This window comes from Candidatus Solirubrobacter pratensis (assembly GCF_000425945.1).
Lineage (GTDB): Bacteria > Actinomycetota > Thermoleophilia > Solirubrobacterales > Solirubrobacteraceae > Solirubrobacter > Solirubrobacter pratensis.
This window is the reverse complement of the sequence record NZ_AUEK01000011.1, coordinates 105183-125343: the sequence shown is the minus strand read 5'-3', so window position 1 is coordinate 125343 and position 20161 is coordinate 105183. Positions and strand designations below refer to the sequence as shown.

The 20161-nt window shown below is 74.3% G+C and carries 19 protein-coding genes; 11 read left to right on the top strand and 8 right to left on the bottom strand.

Features of this window, described 5'->3' with window-relative positions; all coding sequences use genetic code 11:
• Positions 1-59: 59 nt before the first annotated feature.
• Genes H958_RS47630 through H958_RS38205 form a run of 3 tightly spaced genes read left to right on the top strand, consistent with a single transcriptional unit; the run spans position 60 to position 4120 of the window.
• Positions 60-1298, top strand: a complete 1239-nt coding sequence (locus H958_RS47630; protein WP_028059627.1) for a hypothetical protein — start codon at positions 60-62, stop codon at positions 1296-1298.
• Positions 1299-1300: 2 nt separating this feature from the next.
• A complete protein-coding gene (locus H958_RS47625; protein ID WP_051324444.1) occupies positions 1301-2521 on the top strand; it encodes an ArgE/DapE family deacylase in 1221 nt (406 codons plus the stop codon).
• A 42-nt stretch (positions 2522-2563) separates the two neighbouring features.
• Positions 2564-4120, top strand: a complete 1557-nt coding sequence (locus H958_RS38205; RefSeq protein ID WP_051324443.1) for a S8 family serine peptidase — start codon at positions 2564-2566, stop codon at positions 4118-4120.
• On the opposite strand, the gene H958_RS38200 is transcribed toward H958_RS38205, so the two are convergent.
• The gene (locus tag H958_RS38200) at positions 4107-5969 is read right to left on the bottom strand and encodes an acyl-CoA dehydrogenase family protein (protein WP_051324442.1); all 1863 of its coding nucleotides are present in this window, start codon (positions 5967-5969) and stop codon (positions 4107-4109) included. The genes H958_RS38205 and H958_RS38200 overlap by 14 nt on opposite strands.
• 64 nt (positions 5970-6033) lie before the next feature.
• Here H958_RS38200 and H958_RS0117550 point away from each other — a divergent pair, with 64 nt between their 5' ends.
• Complete coding sequence (locus H958_RS0117550; RefSeq protein WP_028059625.1) at positions 6034-7008, top strand: magnesium and cobalt transport protein CorA; 975 nt, start codon at positions 6034-6036, stop codon at positions 7006-7008.
• Here the strand turns inward: H958_RS0117550 and H958_RS43580 are convergent.
• On the bottom strand, positions 7005-8048 hold the full coding sequence (locus tag H958_RS43580; protein ID WP_156028041.1) for a L,D-transpeptidase family protein: 1044 nt from the start codon (positions 8046-8048) through the stop codon (positions 7005-7007). The two genes, H958_RS0117550 and H958_RS43580, sit on opposite strands and share 4 nt — an antisense overlap.
• Positions 8049-8294: 246 nt before the next feature.
• Positions 8295-9404 carry a hypothetical protein gene (locus H958_RS0117540; protein ID WP_028059624.1) on the bottom strand — a complete coding sequence of 370 codons (1110 nt, stop codon included), beginning with the start codon at positions 9402-9404 and terminating at the stop codon, positions 8295-8297.
• A 43-nt stretch (positions 9405-9447) separates the two neighbouring features.
• Here H958_RS0117540 and speB point away from each other — a divergent pair, with 43 nt between their 5' ends.
• Positions 9448-10422, top strand: a complete 975-nt coding sequence (speB, locus tag H958_RS0117535; protein WP_051324440.1) for an agmatinase — start codon at positions 9448-9450, stop codon at positions 10420-10422.
• A 573-nt stretch (positions 10423-10995) separates the two neighbouring features.
• Here the strand turns inward: speB and H958_RS0117530 are convergent.
• Complete coding sequence (locus tag H958_RS0117530; RefSeq protein WP_051324439.1) at positions 10996-12462, bottom strand: aminotransferase class I/II-fold pyridoxal phosphate-dependent enzyme; 1467 nt, start codon at positions 12460-12462, stop codon at positions 10996-10998.
• A gap of 151 nt (positions 12463-12613) precedes the next feature.
• Between H958_RS0117530 and H958_RS0117525 the strand changes: the two genes are divergently transcribed.
• The gene (locus tag H958_RS0117525) at positions 12614-13792 is read left to right on the top strand and encodes a GNAT family N-acetyltransferase (protein ID WP_028059621.1); all 1179 of its coding nucleotides are present in this window, start codon (positions 12614-12616) and stop codon (positions 13790-13792) included.
• Positions 13793-13801: 9 nt separating this feature from the next.
• On the top strand, positions 13802-14146 hold the full coding sequence (locus H958_RS43575; RefSeq protein WP_051324438.1) for a putative quinol monooxygenase: 345 nt from the start codon (positions 13802-13804) through the stop codon (positions 14144-14146).
• Here the strand turns inward: H958_RS43575 and H958_RS0117515 are convergent.
• Positions 14143-14409: a type 2 periplasmic-binding domain-containing protein gene (locus H958_RS0117515; protein WP_028059620.1), complete on the bottom strand. Its 267-nt coding sequence runs from the start codon at positions 14407-14409 to the stop codon at positions 14143-14145. The genes H958_RS43575 and H958_RS0117515 overlap by 4 nt on opposite strands.
• 114 nt (positions 14410-14523) lie before the next feature.
• Positions 14524-15117, bottom strand: coding sequence for a membrane protein YczE (gene yczE, locus H958_RS38185; RefSeq protein WP_051324437.1), 594 nt, complete (start codon positions 15115-15117; stop codon positions 14524-14526).
• A gap of 60 nt (positions 15118-15177) precedes the next feature.
• Here yczE and yczR point away from each other — a divergent pair, with 60 nt between their 5' ends.
• From yczR to H958_RS0117495, 3 genes are all read left to right on the top strand, one after another.
• Positions 15178-16599, top strand: a complete 1422-nt coding sequence (yczR, locus tag H958_RS0117505; protein WP_028059619.1) for a MocR-like transcription factor YczR — start codon at positions 15178-15180, stop codon at positions 16597-16599.
• Between the two features lie 88 nt (positions 16600-16687).
• Positions 16688-16840 (top strand): hypothetical protein, encoded by a 153-nt coding sequence (locus H958_RS46380; protein WP_156028040.1) that lies wholly within the window; start codon positions 16688-16690, stop codon positions 16838-16840.
• Between the two features lie 127 nt (positions 16841-16967).
• Entirely contained in the window at positions 16968-17849 is an 882-nt protein-coding gene (locus tag H958_RS0117495) for an RNA polymerase sigma-70 factor (protein ID WP_231379282.1), read from the top strand.
• Here the strand turns inward: H958_RS0117495 and H958_RS0117490 are convergent.
• Positions 17762-18067 carry a hypothetical protein gene (locus tag H958_RS0117490; protein WP_028059617.1) on the bottom strand — a complete coding sequence of 102 codons (306 nt, stop codon included), beginning with the start codon at positions 18065-18067 and terminating at the stop codon, positions 17762-17764. The two genes, H958_RS0117495 and H958_RS0117490, sit on opposite strands and share 88 nt — an antisense overlap.
• A 70-nt stretch (positions 18068-18137) precedes the next feature.
• On the opposite strand from H958_RS0117490, the gene H958_RS0117485 reads away from it, so the two are divergent.
• On the top strand, positions 18138-19070 hold the full coding sequence (locus H958_RS0117485; RefSeq protein WP_028059616.1) for a LysR family transcriptional regulator: 933 nt from the start codon (positions 18138-18140) through the stop codon (positions 19068-19070).
• A 60-nt stretch (positions 19071-19130) separates the two neighbouring features.
• Here the strand turns inward: H958_RS0117485 and H958_RS45185 are convergent, their stop codons facing one another.
• A complete protein-coding gene (locus H958_RS45185) occupies positions 19131-20072 on the bottom strand; it encodes an MFS transporter (protein ID WP_196807410.1) in 942 nt (313 codons plus the stop codon).
• Between the last annotated feature and the right edge of the window lie 89 nt (positions 20073-20161).

Here is a 20161-nt window from a genome sequence, read left to right as displayed (position 1 = left end):
TAGGCCGGCGTCCCCCGTTGGTGGCTTGCGCCCGGGCGGGCGCGCGCGAAGCTTGCGGCATGCGCCGCATCGCCCTCGCGACCGCCGCCGCCCTCGTCGCGGTCGCCCCCGCCGCCCACGCCGCCGGCTGGAGCGGCCCCGCCCGCTTCTCCGGCGGCGCCTCCGAGCCCGCGCCGCGCACCGCGATCGCCGCCGACGGGACGAGCATGACGGTCTGGCGGCGCGACGACGGGGCGCTCGTCGCCGCCGCCGGCGAGCGGCACGGACGGCTTGCGGCGCCGCTCGTCGTGACGCGCCGCGTCACGTCGTCGTTCGCCGTCGCGGCGGACACGCATGAGCGCGCGGCGGTCGCATACGAGGCGCGCGACGGCCTGCACGTGGCCGTCCGCCAGGGCCGCGGCTTCAGCGACCACGCGATCGCGTCCACCGGATCGGAGATCAACGGCGTGCAGATCGCGGCGGACCCCTCCACCGGCTGGGTCGTGGCCGAGCGGCAGTTCCCGCGCGAGGGCAGCGGCGTGCCCTACCGGGTGCGGGTCGTCACGCTCGGCGACGGCGGCCGTCCCACCGGCCCGGTGCAGGACCTCGGCGAGGGCCACTTCGGCATCCAGGCGCGTGCGGCGAAGCAGCTCGTCGTGCTCCGCAACGGGCGCGCGGTGCTGGCCTACCAGGCCGAGGGCCGCAATGCCGTCCTGCTCTCCACCCGCCCGCGCGGGGGGACGTTCAGCCCGCCGGCCGAGATCGCCGGCGAGCTGGCCGACCCCGCCGTGACCGCGAGCGGCAACCACGCCTTCGTCGCCGCCGTGCAGGCGGCCTCGTGCGGCGATGCGGGCTGCGCCGGCGCGCCGGTCGTGAGCACGATCGCCCCCGACGGCACGGCGAACGCTCCAGCCGGCCCCGCGCTCGCGCACCCCAACCGCGCGTTCGAGCCGGCGGCCGGTCCCGGGACGCTCGCGTTCCTGCTCAAGGACGCCCCGAAGCCGTTCTCCCGCGAGGCCGGCGTGTCCGCCTTCGGCGGCGGCGCGGTCCAGCGGCTCACGCGCGAGCCGTCGACGGAGCCCTACGCGCTGAAGCTGCTCGCCAACACGCTGGTCCTGTGGGCGACGAGGACCGGCTTCGGCGCCGCCAAGGCGAGCGCCGCCGGCGGGCGCTTCCATCGCGTGGCCGGGCCGCCCGGGCCGCCACCGAGCCCGTTCCACACCAATGCGACCAACCGCGACTTCGCGAGCGCGGGCTGGTACGCGATCGCGGCCTGGGCGCGGGCGGGCACCGTGCGCGTGAGCATGCGACGCTTCTGAGCGTGGACACGATCCTGGCGGCGGTCGACGAGCTGGCTCCGCGGCTCGTCGAGCTGCTGCAGGAGCTGATCCGGATCCCGACCGTCAACCCGCCCGGCGACGGCTACGAGGACTTCTGCGCCGCCCTGAAGGCGACGTTCGACGGGCTGGGATACGCGACGGAGATCGTGCGCGTGCCGGTGGAGCGGCTGGCGGAGCTCGCGCCGTTCGGCGGCGGCCGCCCGCGCCCGAGCCTGCTGGCCACGCTCGACGGCCAGGCGCCAGGCCCCACCGTCCATCTCAACGGCCACTACGACGTCGTGCCGGTCGGCAACGACTGGACGCGCGACCCGTTCGGCGGCGTGCTCGAGGACGGCTGGATCTACGGGCGCGGAGCCGCGGACATGAAGAGCGGCCTCGCCGCGCAGGTGATCGCGGTCGAGGCGCTGCGGCGGGCCGGCTGGGCGGGGCGCATCGTCCACAGCGCGGTGCCCGACGAGGAGACCGTCGGCGTCGACAACGCCGGCACGGGCTACCTGGTCGATCAGGGCCGGCTGCGCGCGGACGCGGTGATCATCACCGAGCCGTTCGGGCCCGATGGCGTCGGCATCGGGCACAAGGGCGCCATCTGGGGCGAGATCACGCTGCACGGCAAGCAGGCGCACGGCTCCTCGCCGCGGCTGGGCGTCAACGCGGTCGAGCACATGGCGCGCTACCTCGCGCGGATCGACGCCGATCTGCGCCCGCGGCTCGAGACCCGCGTGACCGAGCTCGGCGTCACGCCGCCCGAGCCGCGCTCGACGCTCTCGTTCGACACGATCGCCGGCGGCGCCGCGACGAACATCGTCCCCGACCGCTGCACGGTCACCTTCAACCGCCGGCTGCTGCCGGGCGAGGACCTCGAGACCGCGCGCGCCGAGCTGCTCGCGCCGCTCGAGGGCCAGCGCTACGAGTACCGCGAGCTGTACGCGACCGAGCCGACGCTCGTGGGCGAGGACGAGCCCGTCGTGCAGGCGGCGTGCCGCGCGGTCCGCGCGCTCGGGCTCGAGCCGCGCCTGCTGATCTCGGCCGGCAGCGACGACCAGCGCTTCGTCGTGCACCGTGCCGGCATCAGCAACTCGATCATCTACGGCCCCGGCACCACCGCGCTCAGCCACGTCTCCGACGAGCGCATCTCGGTCGACGACCTCGTACTGGGGACCAAGGGCCTGGCGCTGATCCTGGCCGAGTTGTTGTCGCGCTGACATCCCGCCTCAAGTCCGCCCACGCGGTGCCGAGGGAAGAGTGTGCGGTTCCTCGCCCTCGTCGTCCTCGCCCTCGCCTCGCTGCCGGCGCAGGCGAGCGCCGCGGACATCATCGTCAGGCGCGACGCCGGCCTGGACCGGAGCGAGCGCGCGGACATCCGCCGCGACGCGGGCGTGAAGCTCGTCGACACGCTCACGCTCCCGGACACCGAGGTCGTCCGCGCGGGCGACCCGCGGGCCGCGCTGGCGGCGCTCAACGCCGATCCGGACGTGCACTACGCCGAGCTCGACGGCCAGGTCCACCTCTTCTCCGACGACGCGCTCTTCACCCAGCAGTGGGCGCTCCAGAACACCGGTCAGTTCGGCGGGCTGGCGGGCGCCGACATGGATGTCCCCGACGCCTGGACGCGCTCCACCGGCGCGGGCGTGACGGTCGCGGTGGTCGACACGGGCGTCGACGCGGACGTCACGGACCTCGCGGGCCAGATCGACGCTCGCGGCTGGGACTTCATCGGCGACGACGACGATCCGGCCGACGAGAACGGGCACGGCACCCACGTGACCGGCACGATCGCGGCGCTCGCGGGCAACGGGGTCGGCGTCGCGGGCGTCGCGCCTGGAGCGCACGTGCTCCCGGTACGCGCGCTCGACGCCGCCGGCGACGGCACGGACAGCACGATCGCGGAGGCGTTCGACTACGCCGGCGACGCCGGCGCGCGGATCGTCAACGCCTCGCTCGGCGGCGCGGGGACCTCGCGCCTGATCGACGACGCGATCGCAGCCCACCCGGACACGCTCTACGTCGTCGCCGCCGGCAACAGCCATGCCGACGACGACGCCGCGCCGGTCTTCCCGTGCACGTCGGCGCTGGCGAACGTGCTGTGCGTCGGCGCCTCCGACAACCGCGACGCGCGCGCCTGGTTCTCCAACTACGGCGCGACGACGGTGGACGTGTTCGCGCCCGGCACGCTGATCGACTCGACCCTCATGGGCGGCGGGTACGGGTTCCTGGACGGCACGTCGATGGCGAGCCCGCAGGTCGCCGGGATCGCGGCGCTGGCGCTGGCCGCCGATCCCGCGGCGACCACGGGGGAGCTGAAGGCGGCGGTGCTCGCGTCGGCCGACGCCCGCCCCGGGCTCACTGGCCTCGCGGTCACCGGCGGGCGCGTGAACGCGGCGGCCGCGGTCGAGGAGATCGGCCGCGTGCCGGAGCCCACCCCGACGCCCACGCCGCAGGCCACGCCCACACCGACCCCGACGCCCGAGCCCCCGGCGCCCACCCCGACGCCTGTACCGCGGACCGATCCGCCCGCGCCCACGCCCACGCCGGTCGCGGCCGCCCAGGTCAGCGCCCTCAAGCTCTCGGGCCGCCTGCGCGGCGGCTCGGGGCGCCTGCAGGCGACCTTCACCGTCACGCGCGGGGCGCCGGTGCGGATCACCATCGCGGGCGGTCCGACGTGGTCGCTGACCGCCCGCGCGGGCGCGAACACGCTGCGGATCGCGCGCCGTGTGCGCGGCCGCACGCTCAAGCGCGGCCGCCACACGCTCACGGTCGCGGCGCCGGGCAGCGCCAAGTCCGCCCCCTTCAGCGTTCGCTGAGCATCGGGCCGTCGCCGGCCGGGTCCGCCACGCCCTCCTCGATCCAGCGGTGGCTGCCCGCGAGCACGGCCTGCGCGGCCTCGTAGCCCTCGGTGTCGTCGTTGGCCCACAGCTCGTGGAACAGCCGGTCCGCGCGGCGCCGCGCCTGGTGGCAGAAGAGCTGCGCCAGCTCGCGCGCGGAGCCCGCCCGCGACGGCTCCTCGGCGGCGACCGTCTGCGCGTAGACGACCGCTGCCGAGATCGCGAACAGCTCGGCGCCGATGTCCACGATGCGGCCCAGGAACGCCTGGCGCTGCTCGAGCTTGGCCTGCCAGCGCGCCATCGCGTAGAACGTCGAGCGCGCGAGCCGGCGCGAGCTGCGCTCGACGTAGCGCAGTTGGCCCGCGAGCTCGCCGAACTCGGCGAACGAGCCGGGCTTGTGGCCCTCGCCGACGGCGAGCTTGGGCAGCCACTTCGCGTAGAACGCCCCGGCGCCGACCGCGCCCTTGGCCTTGGCCTGCAGCGGCGTGTCGGCCTCCAGCACGTCGCCGGCGACCTGTAGGTGCTGGTCGACCGCCTCGCGCGCGATCAGCAGGTGCATGATCTCCGTGGAGCCCTCGAAGATGCGGTTGATGCGCATGTCGCGCAGCGCCTGCTCGGCCGGCACGGGCTTCTCGCCGCGCGCCTTCAGCGACTCGGCCGTCTCGTAGCCGCGCCCGCCGCGCACCTGCACGAGCTCGTCCAGCACCTGCCAGCCGAGCTCTGAGCCGTAGAGCTTCGCGATCGCCGCCTCGATCCGGATGTCGTTGGACTTGTCGTCGGCCAGCCGGCTCGCGACGTCGAGCATCGCCTCCAGCCCGAACGCGCTCCCGGCGATGAACGCGACCTTCTGCGCGACGGCGTCGTGCTTGCCGACCGGCCGGCCCCACTGGACGCGCTCGCACGACCACTCGCGCGCGACCTTGGTCGCCCACTTGGACTGCCCGACGCAGATCGCCGGCAGCGCGAGCCGGCCGGTGTTGAGCGTCGAGAGCGCGATCTTGAGCCCCATGCCCTCGCGCCCGATCAGGTTCTCCTGCGGCACGAAGACGTTCTCCAGTCTGGTGACCGAGTTCTCGATGCCCCTCAGGCCCATGAACGCGTTGCGGTGCAGGACGGTCACGCCCTCGGTCCGGTAGGGGAGGATGAACGCGCTGATGCCGCCCCGGTGGTCCTCGGACTTCGGCACCTTGGCCATCACCACGACGACGTCGGCGACTGCGCCGTTGGTCGCCCACAGCTTGGTGCCGGTGAGGCGGTAGCCGCCCTCGACCGGCTCGGCGATGGTGGCGACGCGCGCGGGGTCTGAGCCGACGTCCGGCTCGGTCAGCAGGAACGCCGAGATGTCGGTGCGCGCCACGCGCGGCAGCCATTCGCGCTTCTGCTCCTCGGTGCCGAACATCCGCAGCGGCTCGGCGACGCCGATCGACTGGTGGGCCGACAGCAGCGTCGAGATCGAGGCGTGCCAGACGCCGGCCATCGCCAGCGCGCGGTTGTAGTAGACCTGCGAGAGGCCGAGGCCGCCGTACTCCTCGCTCACCTTCATCCCCATGGCGCCGATGCGCTTGAGGCCTTCGACCACCTCATCGGGGATCTTCGCCTCGCGCTCGATCCGCAGCGGGTCGACCTCGCTGACGAGGAACTCCCGCAACGTGGCGAGAAAACGCTCGCCTTTCCGGATGGCCTCGGCGTCGAGCCGCGGCTGCGGGTGGATCAGGTCGAGGCGGAAGTTCCCGAGGAAGAGCTCCTTGCCGAAGCTCGGAAGCGTCCATTCCTGCTCGCGGGCGGCTTCCGCGACCTGGCGAGCTTCACGTTCGGTGACGGTGGCCATCCACAGGTTCTACCTGAGATGGCCACCGGTACCCACCGCTTCACGGCCGCGGGAGAATGCGCGCATGATCGTGGACTGCGCGCATTACCGCGACGGTCGCCGCCAGCATGAGGGCAGGATGGATCCGCGCGAGGCCGCGGCGATCTGCCATGACGACCCGGGCTTCGTGTGGCTCGGGATGGTCGAGCCGACGCCGGAGGAGCTGGCCGGCGTTCAGACGATCTTCGGGCTGCACGAGCTGGCGGTCGAGGACGCCCAGAGCTTCCACCTGCGCCCGAAGGTCGAGCAGTACGAGGGCGGCGTCACGTTCGTCGTGCTGCGCACGGCGCGCTACGTGGACGCTACCGAGGAGGTCGAGTTCGGCGAGATCTCGATCTTCGTCGGGCCCGGCTTCGTCATCACCGTGCGCCAGGGCGCCGGCTCGGAGCTGCACCCGGCGCGCCTGCGGCTGGAGAAGCGCCCCGAGCTGCTCGAGGAGGGCCCGGCCTCGGTGCTGTGGGCGATCGCCGACCAGATCGTCGACGACTACGCGCCGGTGGTGGAGGGACTGGAGCGCGACATCGAGGAGGTCGAGCAGCTCGTCTTCTCGGGCGCCCACGCGCCGACGCGGCGGATCTACCTGCTGCGCCGCGAGGTGAGCGACTTCTACCGCGCCGTGCACCCGCTGCTCGGCCCGGCGGCGGCGATCACGCAGGGCGGCGTCCTGCCGATCGGCGACGGCCTGCGCAACTACTTCCGCGACGTCGACGACCACCTCAAGCTCGTCAACGAGGAGGTGATGGCGCAGCGCGACCTGCTCAGCACGATCCTGCAGGCCAACATGGCGGTCCTGTCGGTCGCGCAGAACGACGTCGTGCGCAAGATCTCGGCTTGGGCGGCGATCATCACCGTCCCGACGTTCATCGCGTCCTTCTACGGGATGAACTTCCACCAGATGCCCGAGTTGCGCCAGGGCTGGGGGTATCCGGCGGTCGTCGTGCTGATGCTGCTCTCCGCGGTCGTGCTGTTCGCGTCCTTCAAACGCGCCCGCTGGCTCTAGGCGATGTAGACGGGCGTGCCGACCTGGGTCTTGTCGTAGACGTCGATCACGTCGGGGATGCGCATGCGCACGCAGCCGTGAGACGCCTGGTGGCCGATGCTGCCGTACTCGGAGGGGTCCACGCCGTGGATGCCCGCGGCGCCGTCGAACGCCATCCAGCGCGCCTTGATCGGGTCGTCGGGGCCCGGCGGGATCGTCTTGCCGGCGAGGTCGCCCGCCCAGTCGGAGTTCGGCACGTGCCATGAGGGGTTGGTCTCGCGCCACTGGACGTCGTAGAGGCCGGCGGGCGTCTCCAGCCCCTGCTGCCCGATCGCCACGTCGTAGGTGTGCTCGAGCTTGAGGCCTTCGTACAGGCGCAGCTTGAAGTGCGAGCGGTCGACGATGATGTAGCTCGGGTACTTCTTGGCGAGGTCGGTGGTGGAGACCTTCGGCTTGACGGTCTGGAGGTGCGCGCGCAGGCTCGTGATGCCCGCCGGCGTGGCGAGCGCCTTGTAGAGGCGGGAGCGCAGCGTGCCCTGGGCGACCTTGACGCCGTCGCGGCTCGGCTTCTGCTCGAGGCCGGACGGGCGCGGCGTGACGCTCGCGTCGACCGGATCCTCGTCGACCTTCGCCCCGACGTGGGCGGCGAACGACTTCACGGCGGCCTTCGAGAAGTCGACCGTGATGGGAAGGGCGGCGTGCACGGGCTTGTCCTTGAGGCTGTGCAGCGTGCGGGTGAGGATCCCGCCGCGGTGGCTCATCCCGACGGCCCGGTCCACGAGCGCCCTCACGTCGACGTGGCGCTCGAGCTTCGCCCCCTCCAGCTTGAAGGAGTGGTCTCCGGCGCGGACGTGGACGTCCTGGTTGAGGTGCTCGGTGAGCGAGGCCTGGACCTTGGCCTGCGCCTCGGCGGCCGTCAGCTTGCCGACCGGTACGCTGCCGATCGAGATGCCCGGCGCGATCTTGTCGCGCTGCTTGTGGTCATAGACGTTGATCGCCGCAAAAGCAGCGGCGGCCAGCACCACGATCGCGGCCGCGGGAATCCAGATTGCCCTCCGCACGGGGAACATTCTGCCCGCTCGAACGCGAAGATCGCCTGAGAACCGGTCTTCGCGCGCCATCTCGGGCGAAATCTTGCGAGCGCTTTGCGAGGCTTGACCGCGAGGTTTGCCTCGAAGCTCGAACCACGGCACCGGGCGAGCATCCGCCGCGGGCCGAGTTGCGCGGCGGCGCCGCCGACGATGCGATGGCGGGGGCGGATAGGTTCGACCCGTACAGAGGACTGACGTCCCGCCCCCGCCGATGCGCTACGGCGCAGTCGTCGACAGCGTGAACGTCAGCGTCTTGGAGTAGCTGCCGGTCCGCAGGGCGTCGGTGGCCCCGATGTGCTGGGTGAAGCCGATCGCGACCGCCCCGTGCGAGACCGGCGCGCTCCAGGAGGACGGCGTCAGCGTCACCTGCAGCGGGTCGGGCAGCGAGAACGACCCGTTGGTCAGGTGCCCCGGATCCGACGCCGACAGCGTCGCGTCGCCCGCCGTCGAGACCACGTCGGCCGTCGTCGAAGCTGTGTAGTCGTGCGCGAGGCCCGGCGCGAAGGCGCCGAAGGCGGCGGGCGCGCCGAGCGTCAGCGACAGTGTCGCCGGGACGGTCCCGCTGACGTCGCCAGGCATCGGCGGCGTCGAGTCCGCCAGCGTCTCGGCGTCGGCCGCGAGCTGGTTCGTCTGCGCCAGCAGCGCCGGGTCGCCGTGGCCGGCGTCCAGCGCGGCCTGGATCTGCGGGAGCAGCGCGTCGCGGCGCGCGAGCAGGGCCGCCAGCTTGTCGACGGCGCCCTGGTAGGCGGCGTCGCCGGACGTGTCGGTCGCGATCGCCCGCGTGTCGTAGTGCAGCGTGGCGACGCCGAAGCGCCCGAACGGCGCGTCGATCTGCTTGTAGGCGGCGGCGAGCGCCGTGACGCCGGCGGGCGCGCCGGCGGTGGTGATGTGAAGAACGCCTGGAAGGCGGCGTCGTACTGGCGCAGCTGCGCCTGCATGCCGGCCTCGCCGGACCCGAACGCGTTGCCGTGGTTGGTCTTGTAGTGGTCGTCGTGGACGTCGGACAGGTACGTGTAGGTGACCGGGACGCCGCCTCCTGCATCGCGGCCGTGTAGCCGAGCGCGTTGTTGGCCTCCATCCCGTCGAAGCCGGGGAGCCTGAGTTGCCCGTAGAGTCCTCGATCGCCGACGTCGTCGCGCCCGCCACGGAGCTGGGCGGCGGCACCGTGTCGGCCGGCTTGTCGGTGACGGGGGCGGCGCCCGCGCCGGTGTTGGTCGCGTTCGGGGCGAAGACGTCGTAGACCGCGGGGGCGCCCGCGGTCCCGGGAGCGCCGGGGACGGCCGTCGCCGGCCGCCCGGTCAGGAACGGGTTATCGCTGTGCAGCACGTGAGAGCCGGATGCGATCGGCGCGCCGTGGGAAGCTGCGGGCATGATCGATCCGCAGGAGCGCTGGCGCGCGTACGGCGAGAAGCCGGACTACCTGGGACTGCTGACGTTCTCCGGCGTCCCGTACACGCAGGATCCCGCCGAGCTCGCGGGGGCGGACGCGGCGATCGTGGGCGCGCCGTTCGACGACCTCGTCTCCGACCGCCCGGGCACCCGCTTCGCCCCGCGCTCGATCCGCGCCGCCAGCTGCCCGCCCGGCCCGCACCTCGAGGCCGGCGTCGACGCGTTCGCCGACCTGCGCGTGGTCGACTACGGCGACGCGCCGGTCGTCCCCGCGCAACCAGAGGTCGCGCACGCGGCGATCGAGGCGACGGTCGGCGAGGTCCTGCGCGCCGGCGCGCTGCCGGTGATCCTCGGTGGCGACCACTCGATCACCGAGCCGTGCCTGCGCGCCGTCTCCGCCGTCCACGGCCCGGTCGGGCTGCTGCACTTCGACACCCACACCGACACCGGCGAGGAGGTGTTCGGCGCGACGCTCTCGCACGGCACGCTGATGCGGCGGGTCGTGGAGGCCGGCAACGTCGCCCCGCGCCGCTACGTCCAGATCGGGCTGCGCGGATATTGGCCCGGGGAGAAGGAGTTCGGCTGGCAGGCCGAGCAGGGGATCACCAGCCTGTTCGCGCACGACGTGATGCATCGCGGGATCGGCGCGGTGGTCGAGGAGGCGCTCGCGGCGGTCGGCGACGGCCCGGTGTACATGAGCGTCGACGTCGACGTGCTCGATCCCGCGTTCGCACCCGGCACGGGGACGCCCGAGCCGGGCGGCCTCACCTCGCGCGAGCTGCTGTGGGCGGTGCGCACGCTGGCCTCGCGCGTGGAGCTCGTGGGCGCCGACGTCGTCGAGGTGCTGCCGACGCTCGTGGGGAGCGCCGACATCACGTCGCTCGTCGCCGACCGCGTCGTGCGCGAGGCGCTCACCGGCGTCGCGGTGCGCCGGCGCGCCGCGGTGGGGGCGTAGAGGGTGAAGGTCGGGCGGGCGGGCTGCCACGCCGGATGCCCGCCCGGCGGCCCGCGGCGCGGCACGCCGTGACGGGTCGCGCGGCCGCGGCGCGGCACGCCCTGGCGGGGCGCGTGGCCGCGGCGCGGCACGCCGTGGCGGGGTGCCGGATTTCGTTGCCGGCCCTGCGGCGTCTCAGCTGTCCATGTCGCGGCGCGTCCGCCGTGTCGCGGCGCGTCCGCCATGTCGCGGCGCGCGCGCCATGTCGCGGCGCGCGTGCCGGGATCGGCGAACTGCGCGGGGGGCGCAGCGATGATCGGTCTCGCGCGAGAAGCCGCCTCGCCCCTTGATCGAGCGTGACCGTCTAGGTGACCGAGGCGCTCGCTCGGCATATGAGGACACGTGAACCCGGTGCGTCAGCCGCGGGCTCGCCCTTCGAATGCGCGGTTCCGGACCCGGCGCGACCCCGGCGACTGAATCCGCGCGCCAGGGTCGGACCGCGGGCCGAGCCCGAGGCGCCCCTGTCGCCCGAACGCGGCCCGGACGACATGAACGAGAAGGACGGCGGCCCGCCGGCCGACGCGCTTCCGCGCGCTACCGCATCACGCAGATGGTTCGGAACGCCGGGTCGCTTGCTCCGTGGAGCCGGGCGCCCACGCTCTTGAGCTCGCGCAGGTAGGCGATGACCTCGTCCGTGATGCGCTCGCCCGGCAGCAGGACGGGAATGCCGGGCGGGTAGCCGGCGATCGCCTCGGCGCTCACGCGCCCGGACGCGTCGTCGACGGCGACCTTCTCGTTCTCGCCGAGGAACGCGTCGCGCGGCGGGCAGACGACCTCGTTCTCGAACGTGCCGGTCGAGAGCGTGACCTCCTCGGTCTTGCCCGGGCGCTCCATCCGGCGCACGATGCTCGTGAGGTCGTGGACGAAGCGCTCGAGCTCGCGCGGGAGCTCGTCGATGCCCAGGACGAGCACGATCGTCGCCTGCGTCGCGAGCTCGACCTGCGTGTCGAAGTTCGAGCGCAGCGCGGCGGCGACCTCGTAGCCGGTCGCGCCGGTGCCGCGCACGTCGATCACCAGCCGCAGCGGATCGCGGTGGGCGACGCCCGCGCGGCCCATCTCCTCGTCGCCGACGATGCGGCAGCCGGGGATCGCTTCGATCGCCTCGGCGGTCCTGCGCGAGACCTTGATCGTGTTCTCGAGCAGCGCCTCGCCGTGCAGGACGAGCTGGCGGCGGGCGCCGTCGAGCGAGAGCATCAGCAGGCTCGAGGGGGAGGTGGTGCGCATCAGCCGCAGCGTGCGCGCGACCGCGTCGGGATCGACGCGCCCGGAGCCGCTCACGTGCAGCAGGGCGGACTGCGTCAGCGAGCCGGCGATCTTGTGCGTCGAGGTGAGCACCGCGTCGGCGCCCTGCGAGAGCCCGTCCGGCGGCAGCGCGTCGTGGAAGCCGAAGTGCGGGCCCCAGGCCTGGTCGACCACGAGCGCGACGCCGTGCGCGTGCGCGACCTCGGCGCAGCCCGCCACGTCGGCGGCCATGCCGTAGTAGGTGGGGGAGACCATGAACGCGGCGCGCGCCCCGGGCGTCTTCCCCAGCGCCCGGTCCAGCGACTCCGGCGTGATTCCGTGCGCCATGCCCAGCTCCGGCTCGTATTCGGGCGCGACCCAGGTCGGCAGCCCGCCGGAGAGCACGAGGCCGTCGACCACCGACGCGTGCGCGTTGCGCTGGGCGACCACCGGGGTGCCGAGCGGGGCGAGCGCGAGGCAGAGCGCGTGGTTGCCCTGGGAGGCGCCGTTGGTGAGGAACCAGCTGCGCGCCGCGCCGTACGCCTCGGCGGCGAGCTGCTCGGCGCGCTGGAACGGCGTCGGCTCGGGGCCGAGGTCGACGCCGTGGATGTCCTGCGGGATGTCGAGCTTGAGCGTCTGCCAGCCGATGGCGGTGCGGACGCCGAGGTCGGCCCCCGTCCCGGCCTTGTGGCCGGGGACGTGGAAACGGGTGGAGCCGCGGAAGCCGTACGCCACGACGGCGTCGAGATACGGGGCGGTGGGCTGATCGGGCGAGGCCATGCGGGCGATTAGGGTACGCTGCGGCAGCGCCGCGAGGGCGCTCCCGGTCCGCGGGAAGGGTCTCGGACCCACCTCGTCCAGGTGGTGCTGACGTTCACGATCGACCTCCGCCCGGCGCATGCGGACCGCGGGCAGTCAACGAGGTGATCGTATGGACGGCCGGATCGATCTCGAGCGCGCCCGGCGCGACGCGAAGGCGCTGCTGCGAGCGGCGCGGGCCGGCGAGGCGCGGTTGCGCGCCGATCGCGAGCCGGTGCTCGCGGACGCCCAGCGGGCGGTCGCGAAGGAGCTCGGCTTCCCCAGCTGGCCCGCGATGGTCCGCGCGGTCGCCGGCGAGCGCCTGCTCGCGGCCGCGCGCGACGGTCGCGCCGACGATGTCCACCGGCTGCTGATGGAGGGCGCGCCCGCGAACTACGGGGGACCGGACGGGACGGCGCTGCACGTGGCCGCGTCGCACGGCCGGGCGGACGTCGTGAGCGTGCTCGTCGGCTGGGTGCCCGTCGACCCCGGCGCGACCGACGCCGAGGGCCGCACCGCGTGGAGCGAGGATCCCGTGGTCGCGCGGATGCTGCTCGCCGGCGGCGTGTCCGCGCCGGCGGACGCCCAACTCGACTGGACGCCGACGCCGCCCGCCGAGGACCACGCGCTCGGCGAGGCCGCGTGGGCGGCCGAGGCGGCGCTGTTCGAGCTGCTGTCGAGCTCGCCGTTGGCGGAGCGGCGCGCGCACGGCGACGGCTTCGCGTTCCGCACCGGTTCGTTCGACAACACGCGCAACGGCGTCGTGTGCTCGCGCGCCGGCGACGTCCACGCGGTGCGCGACTGGCTCGGCGCGCCGGCGCAGTGGCTCATCGGCCCGCGGAGCGACCTCGGGCCGCGGCTCGAGCGCGCGGGCTGGCGACCGGACCGGACCGCGGTGTTCATGGCCGCGGACACGCGGCGCGAGCCGGGCGAGGGGGTCGTCGAGATCACCGACGCGGACGCGCTGCGGGCGGCGTTGGCCGCGGTCGACGAGCTGGAGCCCGGCGACGGCGAGGCCGCGCTGCTCGCGTCGCTGGGCTTCTCCGGTCCCATGCGCCACTTCGCCGCCGTCCGCGACGGGGAGCCGGTGGGCCTCGTGAGCACCTTCTCGGCCGCGGGAACGCTGACGATCACGCACCTCGCGGTCGCGCCGGGCCGTCGCCGCCAGGGCATCGGCCGCGCGCTCGTCGGCCACGCTGCGCACGGGCTCACGCTGCTCGGCCCGACGCCGGCGACCGTCCCGTTCTACGGGCGCCTCGGGTTCCGGCTGCTGCGCTTCCCGCCTGATCGCGCGTTCCATGTGCCTGTATAGGGTGCAGGCATGAGCACCCACGTCGTCGTCGCCCGGATGGCGGGGCTGGCAGGACGCGCGGCGGAGCTGCGGACGCTGCTCACGGACCGCGCGCAGGTCTCCCGCGGCGAGCCCGGCTGCGTCGGCTATGACGTCGCCGAGCTGCTGGACGAGCCCGTGACGTTCCTGGTCGTCGAGACGTGGGCGTCGACGGACGCGATGCGCGCGCACTTCGGCTCGCCCGAGCACGCCGCCTACCAGCTCGCCGTCGGCGAGCTGCTCGCCCGGCCGTCTGAGGTCGCGCTGCACGACGTCGGGCGCACGACGCGCCCCGCGCCCAGCACTTCGCCGACCGACCCCGGCCGCTTCGGCTAACGACGCACGAGTGCCGCATCGCCGCGCCGGGCCGTCGCGCCGCGCGCGGCGGCGCGCAGCGCGTTGCGCACGGCGATCACCGCGGGCGCGTCGGCCGTCGCCGCGCGGACGGCGGTGAAGATCGTGCGGCGCAGGCGGCCCTCGGCGATCGGGCGGACCGCGACCTCCGGCGTCGCGGTCCCGATCAGCGCGGGCAGCAGCGCGAGCGCGCGCGGCCCGCTCGCCGCGGCGAGCCTCCTGCGCGGCGTGGTCCAGGGCCTCACCGGCTACCTCGCGTTCTGCGTCGCGCTCGCCTCCGCCGCGCCGGAGATCGGCTCGTCGCCGCCCCGCTCGCCGTCGCGGCGTGCCTTGCGGCCTACGCGACCACGTCGCCGCCGTCAGGCCGGCTGCGCGACCGGCGCGCGGATCGTAAACGCCGGTACGAAGACGTGCGCGAGCGGGCCGATCGAGACGGCGTAGACGAGCGTGCCGATGCCCACGGTCCCGCCCAGCAGCGCGCCGAGCACGAGCACCGTGACCTCGATGCCGGTGCGTACGACGCGGATCGAGTGACCGCGCGCGGCGAGCCCGGTCATCAGTCCGTCGCGCGGGCCCGGTCCGAAGCGAGCGCCGATGTAGAGCCCGGTCGCGAGCCCGTTCAGCACCACGCCGGCCACGAGCAGGATCACCCGTACCGCCGGATCGGAGGCCTGATCGAACAGCGCGAGCATCACCTCGACGGCGACGCCTATCACCACGACGTTGCTGAACGTCCCGAGTCCCGGCTTCTGCCGCAGCGGGACCCACAGCAGCAGCACGAGCGCGCCGACGATGCAGACCCACCAGCCCGTGCCGATGCCGGTCTGGCGCGAGAGGCCCTGGTGGAGCACGTCCCACGGATCGTTGCCGAGCCCGGCCAGGAGGATCAGCGATGCGCTGACCCCATAGAGCACGAGACCGCCGTAGAGCTGCGCGAGGCGACGGAGGAGCATGGGTCCATCAAAGCGCAAATGGCTCTGGACTTGTAATGCCAATCGCGCGATCATGGCTCCATGAGCACGACGGTGGCGCCGGCCACGCTGGCCAAGACGCTGGGCGACGGCTGGCAGCGCCCGCGCAACGCCGCGCAGGGCCTTGCCGATGCGCTGCGCGCGCTCGTCGTCGACGGCCGCCTCGCCGTCCGCACGCGGATTCCGTCCGAGCGGGCGCTGGCGCCCGAGCTCGGCCTCAGCCGCGGCACCGTCTCGCGGGCCTATGACCGCCTGCGCGAGGACGGCTACCTGACGAGCGCGCGCGGCGCCGGCAGCTGGCTCACGCTGCCCGCCGGCGCCGGCCCGGCGCCGCCGCCGAGCACGTTCGCCGGCGCGCGCGGCCTCGATCTCAGCATCGCCGCGCTGCCCGCGCCCGAGCCGCTGCTCTCCGAAGCGGCGGCCCGTGCCGCCGCCCAGCTCCCGCGCCATGCGCCCGGGTTCGGCTTCGCCGCCGCCGGCATCGCCGCGCTGCGCGAGGCCGTCGCCGCCCGCTTCACCGAGCGGGGCGTGCCGACCGGCGCGGACCAGATCCTGATCACCAACGGCGCCCAGCAGGCGTTGCATCTCCTGCTCACCCTGCTGGTGGCGCCCGGCGACCGCGTGCTCGTCGACGCGCCCGCCTACCCGCGCACGCTGTCCGCGATCCGCGGCGCGCGAGCCCGCGCCGTCCCCGTCCCGCTCACGCCCGCCGGCTGGGACGTCGACGCGTGGACGCAGGCCGTCACCGCCGCCGCGCCGCGGCTGGCGATCACCATCCCCGATCACCACAACCCCACCGGGATCACGATGGCCGCGGCGCAGCGCGCCGCGCTCGCGCATGTGTGCGCCCGCGCGGGCGTGACGCTGATCGCCGACGAGACGACGGCCGAGCTGCGCCTCGACGGACCGCATGCGCCGGCCCCGCTCGCATCTCACGACTCCGCGGTGGTGACGGTCGGCTCGATGAGCAAGTCCGCCTGGGGAGGCCTGCGCATCGGCTGGGTGCGCGCCGCGCCACGGCTCGTGCGCGAGCTCGCGGCCGCCCGCGCCGACCACGACATCGCGAGCCCCGTGCTCGAGCAGTTGATCGCGACCGAGTTGCTCGCGCACTGGGAGGAGACGCTCGCGAACCGCCGCGCGCTGATCGCGCCGCGCCGCGACGCCCTCCTCAAGGCGCTGCCGCAGAGCTGGAAGGCGCGCCGCCCGCACGGCGGGCTGAGCGCCTGGGTGCGGCTCCCGGCTCCGGTCGCGACGCGCCTCGCCGCCGCGGCTGCGCGCGAGCGGATCCTGATCACGCCCGGCCCGTCCTTCAGCGTCGACGGGACGTTCGAGCACCACATCCGGCTGCCCTACTGCGCGCCGCCGGAGGATCTCGAGCGCGCCGTCGGCACGCTCAGCGAGCTCGCACAGGGCCTCGGTGCGACGAGCACGGACGCGCCGGAGCCGCTTCCCACCGCGGTATAGCCCGAACGGGTGAGCGACCCCCCGAACGCGGGGTCCCACCCCCCGGGCCTAGGATTTCCGTCACCGGTTGCTGCATGGTTGGAACTACATGACTCCGCATCAGCCTCAACCGATACATCCGCCCACGTCCCAGATCGCCGAGATCGAGATCCTCCAGGCCGAGCGCCCCGTGCGCGAGGCAGAGCCGCCGCAGCAGCAGGGGCGCCCGAGCTGGGATCCGGACGAGGGCGACTTCAACTAGCGACCGCCTCCAGGAAGCCGTCACGCCGGCTCGGCCGGCTCGGCACCCACCCGAGCTGCGAGCGCCGGCAGCCGCCCGCGCACTCGGCGCATGCCCCCCGGACGGGGCGGCATGGAATCCTGTGACGGTGCCCGAGCTGCGGCCCCTGCTCTTCTCGATCGCCTACCGCATGCTCGGCAGCGTCGCCGAGGCCGAGGACGTCGTGCAGGAGGCGTTCCTGCGCCGGACGACCGTCGAGGCGCCTGACAACGAGCGCGCGTTCATGATCGCCGTCACGATCCGGATCGCGATCGACGTGCTTCGCTCCGCGCGCGTCCGCCGCGAGGCCTACGTCGGCTCGTGGCTGCCCGAGCCGCTCGTCGAGGCCGAGGCGCCGCGCCGCGTCGAGGAGGAGGAATCGGTCTCGATCGCGATGCTGGTCCTGCTCGAGCGGCTCACGCCGGTCGAGCGGGCGGTGTTCGTGCTGCGCGAGTCGTTCGACCTCGACTACGGCGCGATCGCGGGGATCGTGGATCGCGGCGAGGACAACTGCCGCCAGATCCTCAGCCGCGCGCGGCGGCGGCTCGAGGAGGACGCGCGCCCGCGCTTCGACGTCGATCCCGCCGAAGGCCGGGCGCTCGCCGAGCGCTTCCTCGCCGCCGCCCGCGAGGGCGACCTCGACGGCCTCGTCAGCGTGCTGGCGGCCGACGTCGCGCTCGTGGGCGACGGCGGCGGGAAGGCGCGCTCGATCGCGCGGCCGATGGTCGGCGCGGCCGCGGTCGCGCGGGCGCTGTCGAGCTTCTACGGCCAGGTCGAGCGCCGCGGGGTGACGCTCGAGCCCGTGTGGGTCAACGGCGCCCCAGGCTTCCGCACGCTCGACGCCGACGGCCTGCTGGTCAACGTCGTCGGGCTCGAGATCGCGGAGGGCCGGATCGCGCGCGTCTACTCGATGCTCAACCCGGACAAGCTCGGCCACCTTGGGCCGACCTCGACCCTCGGGCTGCGCCCGGCGATCGAGCGCTCGAGCTGATCGGCGCGCCGCTCGAGCAGCGCGACGATCCCGTCGGTGCGGGTGAAAGGATCGGCGACGACGCCGCCGGCGGGGAGGGCGAGCGCGGCGACGGCGCGGCCGTCGAGCTCGGCGAGCAGGTGGGGGCCGGCCGGGAGGCGGCGGCTGTCGAGGGCGGCCAGCCGCTGCAGCGCGGCGGCGTCGGCGGTGGTGGCGGAACGGATGACGAGGGAGTCCATGGGGAGATCGTGAGGCCTCGACACGATCATGTCCAATGATGAATTGACTCCGTATGCATAATGGAGCGTGATGCTCGACCTGAAGCTCCTCACCACGTTCCGCGAGGTTGCGGTCCGGCGCTCGTTCTCCGACGCGGCCGCCGCGCTGTCGTTCACGCAGCCCGCGGTCTCGCAGCACATCGGGCGGCTCGAGGAGGCGGTCGGCGCGCGCCTGCTCGAGCGCGGCGCCCGCGGCGTCTCGCTCACGCCCGCGGGCGAGGTCATGCTGCGACAGGCTTCGCTGCTGCTCGACGCCGCCCGCCGCGCCGAGGAAGAGGTGCGCCTCGCCGCCGGCATCGGGCGTGCGCGCGTACGCGTCGCCGCGTTCCCGACCGCGGCCGCGGGCCTGGTCCCGGGCGCGACGCGCGAGCTGCGCGCGCGGCGGCCCGACGGCGAGCTCGTGCTGCAGGTGCTCGAGAACGAGCCGGCGCTCGACGCGCTGCTGGCCGGCCGCGTCGACGTGGCGCTGATCGTCGAGTCGGCCCTGTCGCCGTCCAACCCGCGTCCGGGCGTCGAGTACCTGCCCGTCTGCAGCGACGAGCTGCGGCTCGCCGTCTCGGCGGACCATCCGCTCGCGACGCGCACGTCGGTCTCGCTCGAAGAGCTGCAGGCCGAGGCGTTCCTGATCACCGAGGTCGCCGGCACCTGCGCCGACTCCAACGTCGTCCTGCACGCCTTCCGCGACGCCGGCTACGAGCCCAACGTGAGCTTCGAGTCCGACGACTACCAGGCTCTGCAGGGGATGGCGGCCTCCGGGATCGGCGTCGCGCTGATCCCGACGATCGCGCTCATCAGCTCGCGCCCGGACATCGTCGTGCTGCCGCTGCGCGGCCGCGCCCCGGCGCGCGAGATCGTCGCCGCCGTGCGCGCGGGGGAGGACGAGCCGCTCGTCGACCACATGGTCGAGGCGCTGCGCAACGCGGCGCACCGGCTCGCGCACGGCGCGCTCGCGGCTGTCGCGTAGGACCCTTGAACCGCCGCTGCCGCGAGTTGACTCGCGGCGGGCGGGGTCAATCAGTTCCCTCTAGGGCTGCTCACCCTGGAGGCCGAACGCGCGGCCGTGGAGGTGCGCGGGGATCAGGCGCTGCATCAGCACGCGGACGGTGACCAGGAAGAGGCCGTTGCCGACGCCCGCCAGCGCGAAGGCAAGCATCGCGAGCGGCAGCGTGGGGGCGGCGCCGGTGCCCACCAGGCCGAGGCCGAGCAGCGCGATCGCGGTCAGGTGGCGGGCGGTCACGCGCTCGTGTGCCGTCAGGGAATCCCTTGGCGCGCTGGAGGGCGCGTCGCCGGCGCGGCCGCCGAGCAGCGAGCCGGCCAGCATCCCGCAGCCGAACGCGCTGACGAGCAGAGCGAAGCCAGTGCTGCCGGCGCCGAGGTCGCGCTGCGCGATCACCAGCTCGGCGACGTTGGTGGCGCCGGCGACCAGCATCACGGCACCGGAGGTGCCGACGAGCGAGCGGACGGTGCGCTCGCGCAGCAGCGAGCGCGCGCTGCCCGCGGCGACCGCCTCCCCGGGAGCAGGAGCCACCGGGCGGATGCCGCCGCGCAGGCGGCTGAGCAGGAGCGCGGAGGCCGCGAACGTGACGGCGTTGAAGGCGATGATCAGCTCCGGCCCGGCGAGCAGCAGCAGGCCGGCGGCGAGCGCGGGGCCGAGCAGCTGGCCGGTCTCGCGCAGTGCGCCGAAGAGCCCGTTGGCGGCGCCGAGCCGGCACTCGTCCACGATCGCGGGGAGCAATGCGCAGGTCGCGGGGCGGAAGAGGTCGCTTCCGACGCCCGCGACCAGCGCAAGCGCGATAAAGGGGTCGCGCCGTGTGCGAAGACGATGCCCGCGAAGGCGAGCGCGCCGAGCAGGTCGGCGGCGATCGCGGACCGCAGCCGGCCGTGCCGGTCGATCAGGCGCCCGAGCGCCGGGCCGAGCAGCATCGCCGGGATCAGGTCGGCGAGCAGGACGGCGGTCGCGCCCCACGCGGAGCCGAGCCGGTCGTAGGCGAGCACCAGCAGCGCCACGTAGCCCGCGCCCGTGCCGAGCGCGTTCTGCAGGTTGGCGGCGAAGAA

What these genes read in the sequence shown, in the direction of transcription:
- H958_RS47630 (WP_028059627.1), top strand. Translation starts at nt 60, where the DNA reads ATGCGCCGCATCGCCCTCGCGACCGCCGCCGCCCTCGTCGCGGTCGCC.
- H958_RS38200 (WP_051324442.1), bottom strand. Translation starts at nt 5,969, where the DNA reads ATGGCCACCGTCACCGAACGTGAAGCTCGCCAGGTCGCGGAAGCCGCC.
- H958_RS0117550 (WP_028059625.1), top strand. Translation starts at nt 6,034, where the DNA reads ATGATCGTGGACTGCGCGCATTACCGCGACGGTCGCCGCCAGCATGAG.
- speB (WP_051324440.1), top strand. Translation starts at nt 9,448, where the DNA reads ATGATCGATCCGCAGGAGCGCTGGCGCGCGTACGGCGAGAAGCCGGAC.
- H958_RS0117530 (WP_051324439.1), bottom strand. Translation starts at nt 12,462, where the DNA reads ATGGCCTCGCCCGATCAGCCCACCGCCCCGTATCTCGACGCCGTCGTG.
- H958_RS0117525 (WP_028059621.1), top strand. Translation starts at nt 12,614, where the DNA reads ATGGACGGCCGGATCGATCTCGAGCGCGCCCGGCGCGACGCGAAGGCG.
- H958_RS43575 (WP_051324438.1), top strand. Translation starts at nt 13,802, where the DNA reads ATGAGCACCCACGTCGTCGTCGCCCGGATGGCGGGGCTGGCAGGACGC.
- yczE (WP_051324437.1), bottom strand. Translation starts at nt 15,117, where the DNA reads ATGCTCCTCCGTCGCCTCGCGCAGCTCTACGGCGGTCTCGTGCTCTAT.
- yczR (WP_028059619.1), top strand. Translation starts at nt 15,178, where the DNA reads ATGAGCACGACGGTGGCGCCGGCCACGCTGGCCAAGACGCTGGGCGAC.
- H958_RS46380 (WP_156028040.1), top strand. Translation starts at nt 16,688, where the DNA reads ATGACTCCGCATCAGCCTCAACCGATACATCCGCCCACGTCCCAGATC.
- H958_RS0117490 (WP_028059617.1), bottom strand. Translation starts at nt 18,067, where the DNA reads ATGGACTCCCTCGTCATCCGTTCCGCCACCACCGCCGACGCCGCCGCG.
- H958_RS0117485 (WP_028059616.1), top strand. Translation starts at nt 18,138, where the DNA reads ATGCTCGACCTGAAGCTCCTCACCACGTTCCGCGAGGTTGCGGTCCGG.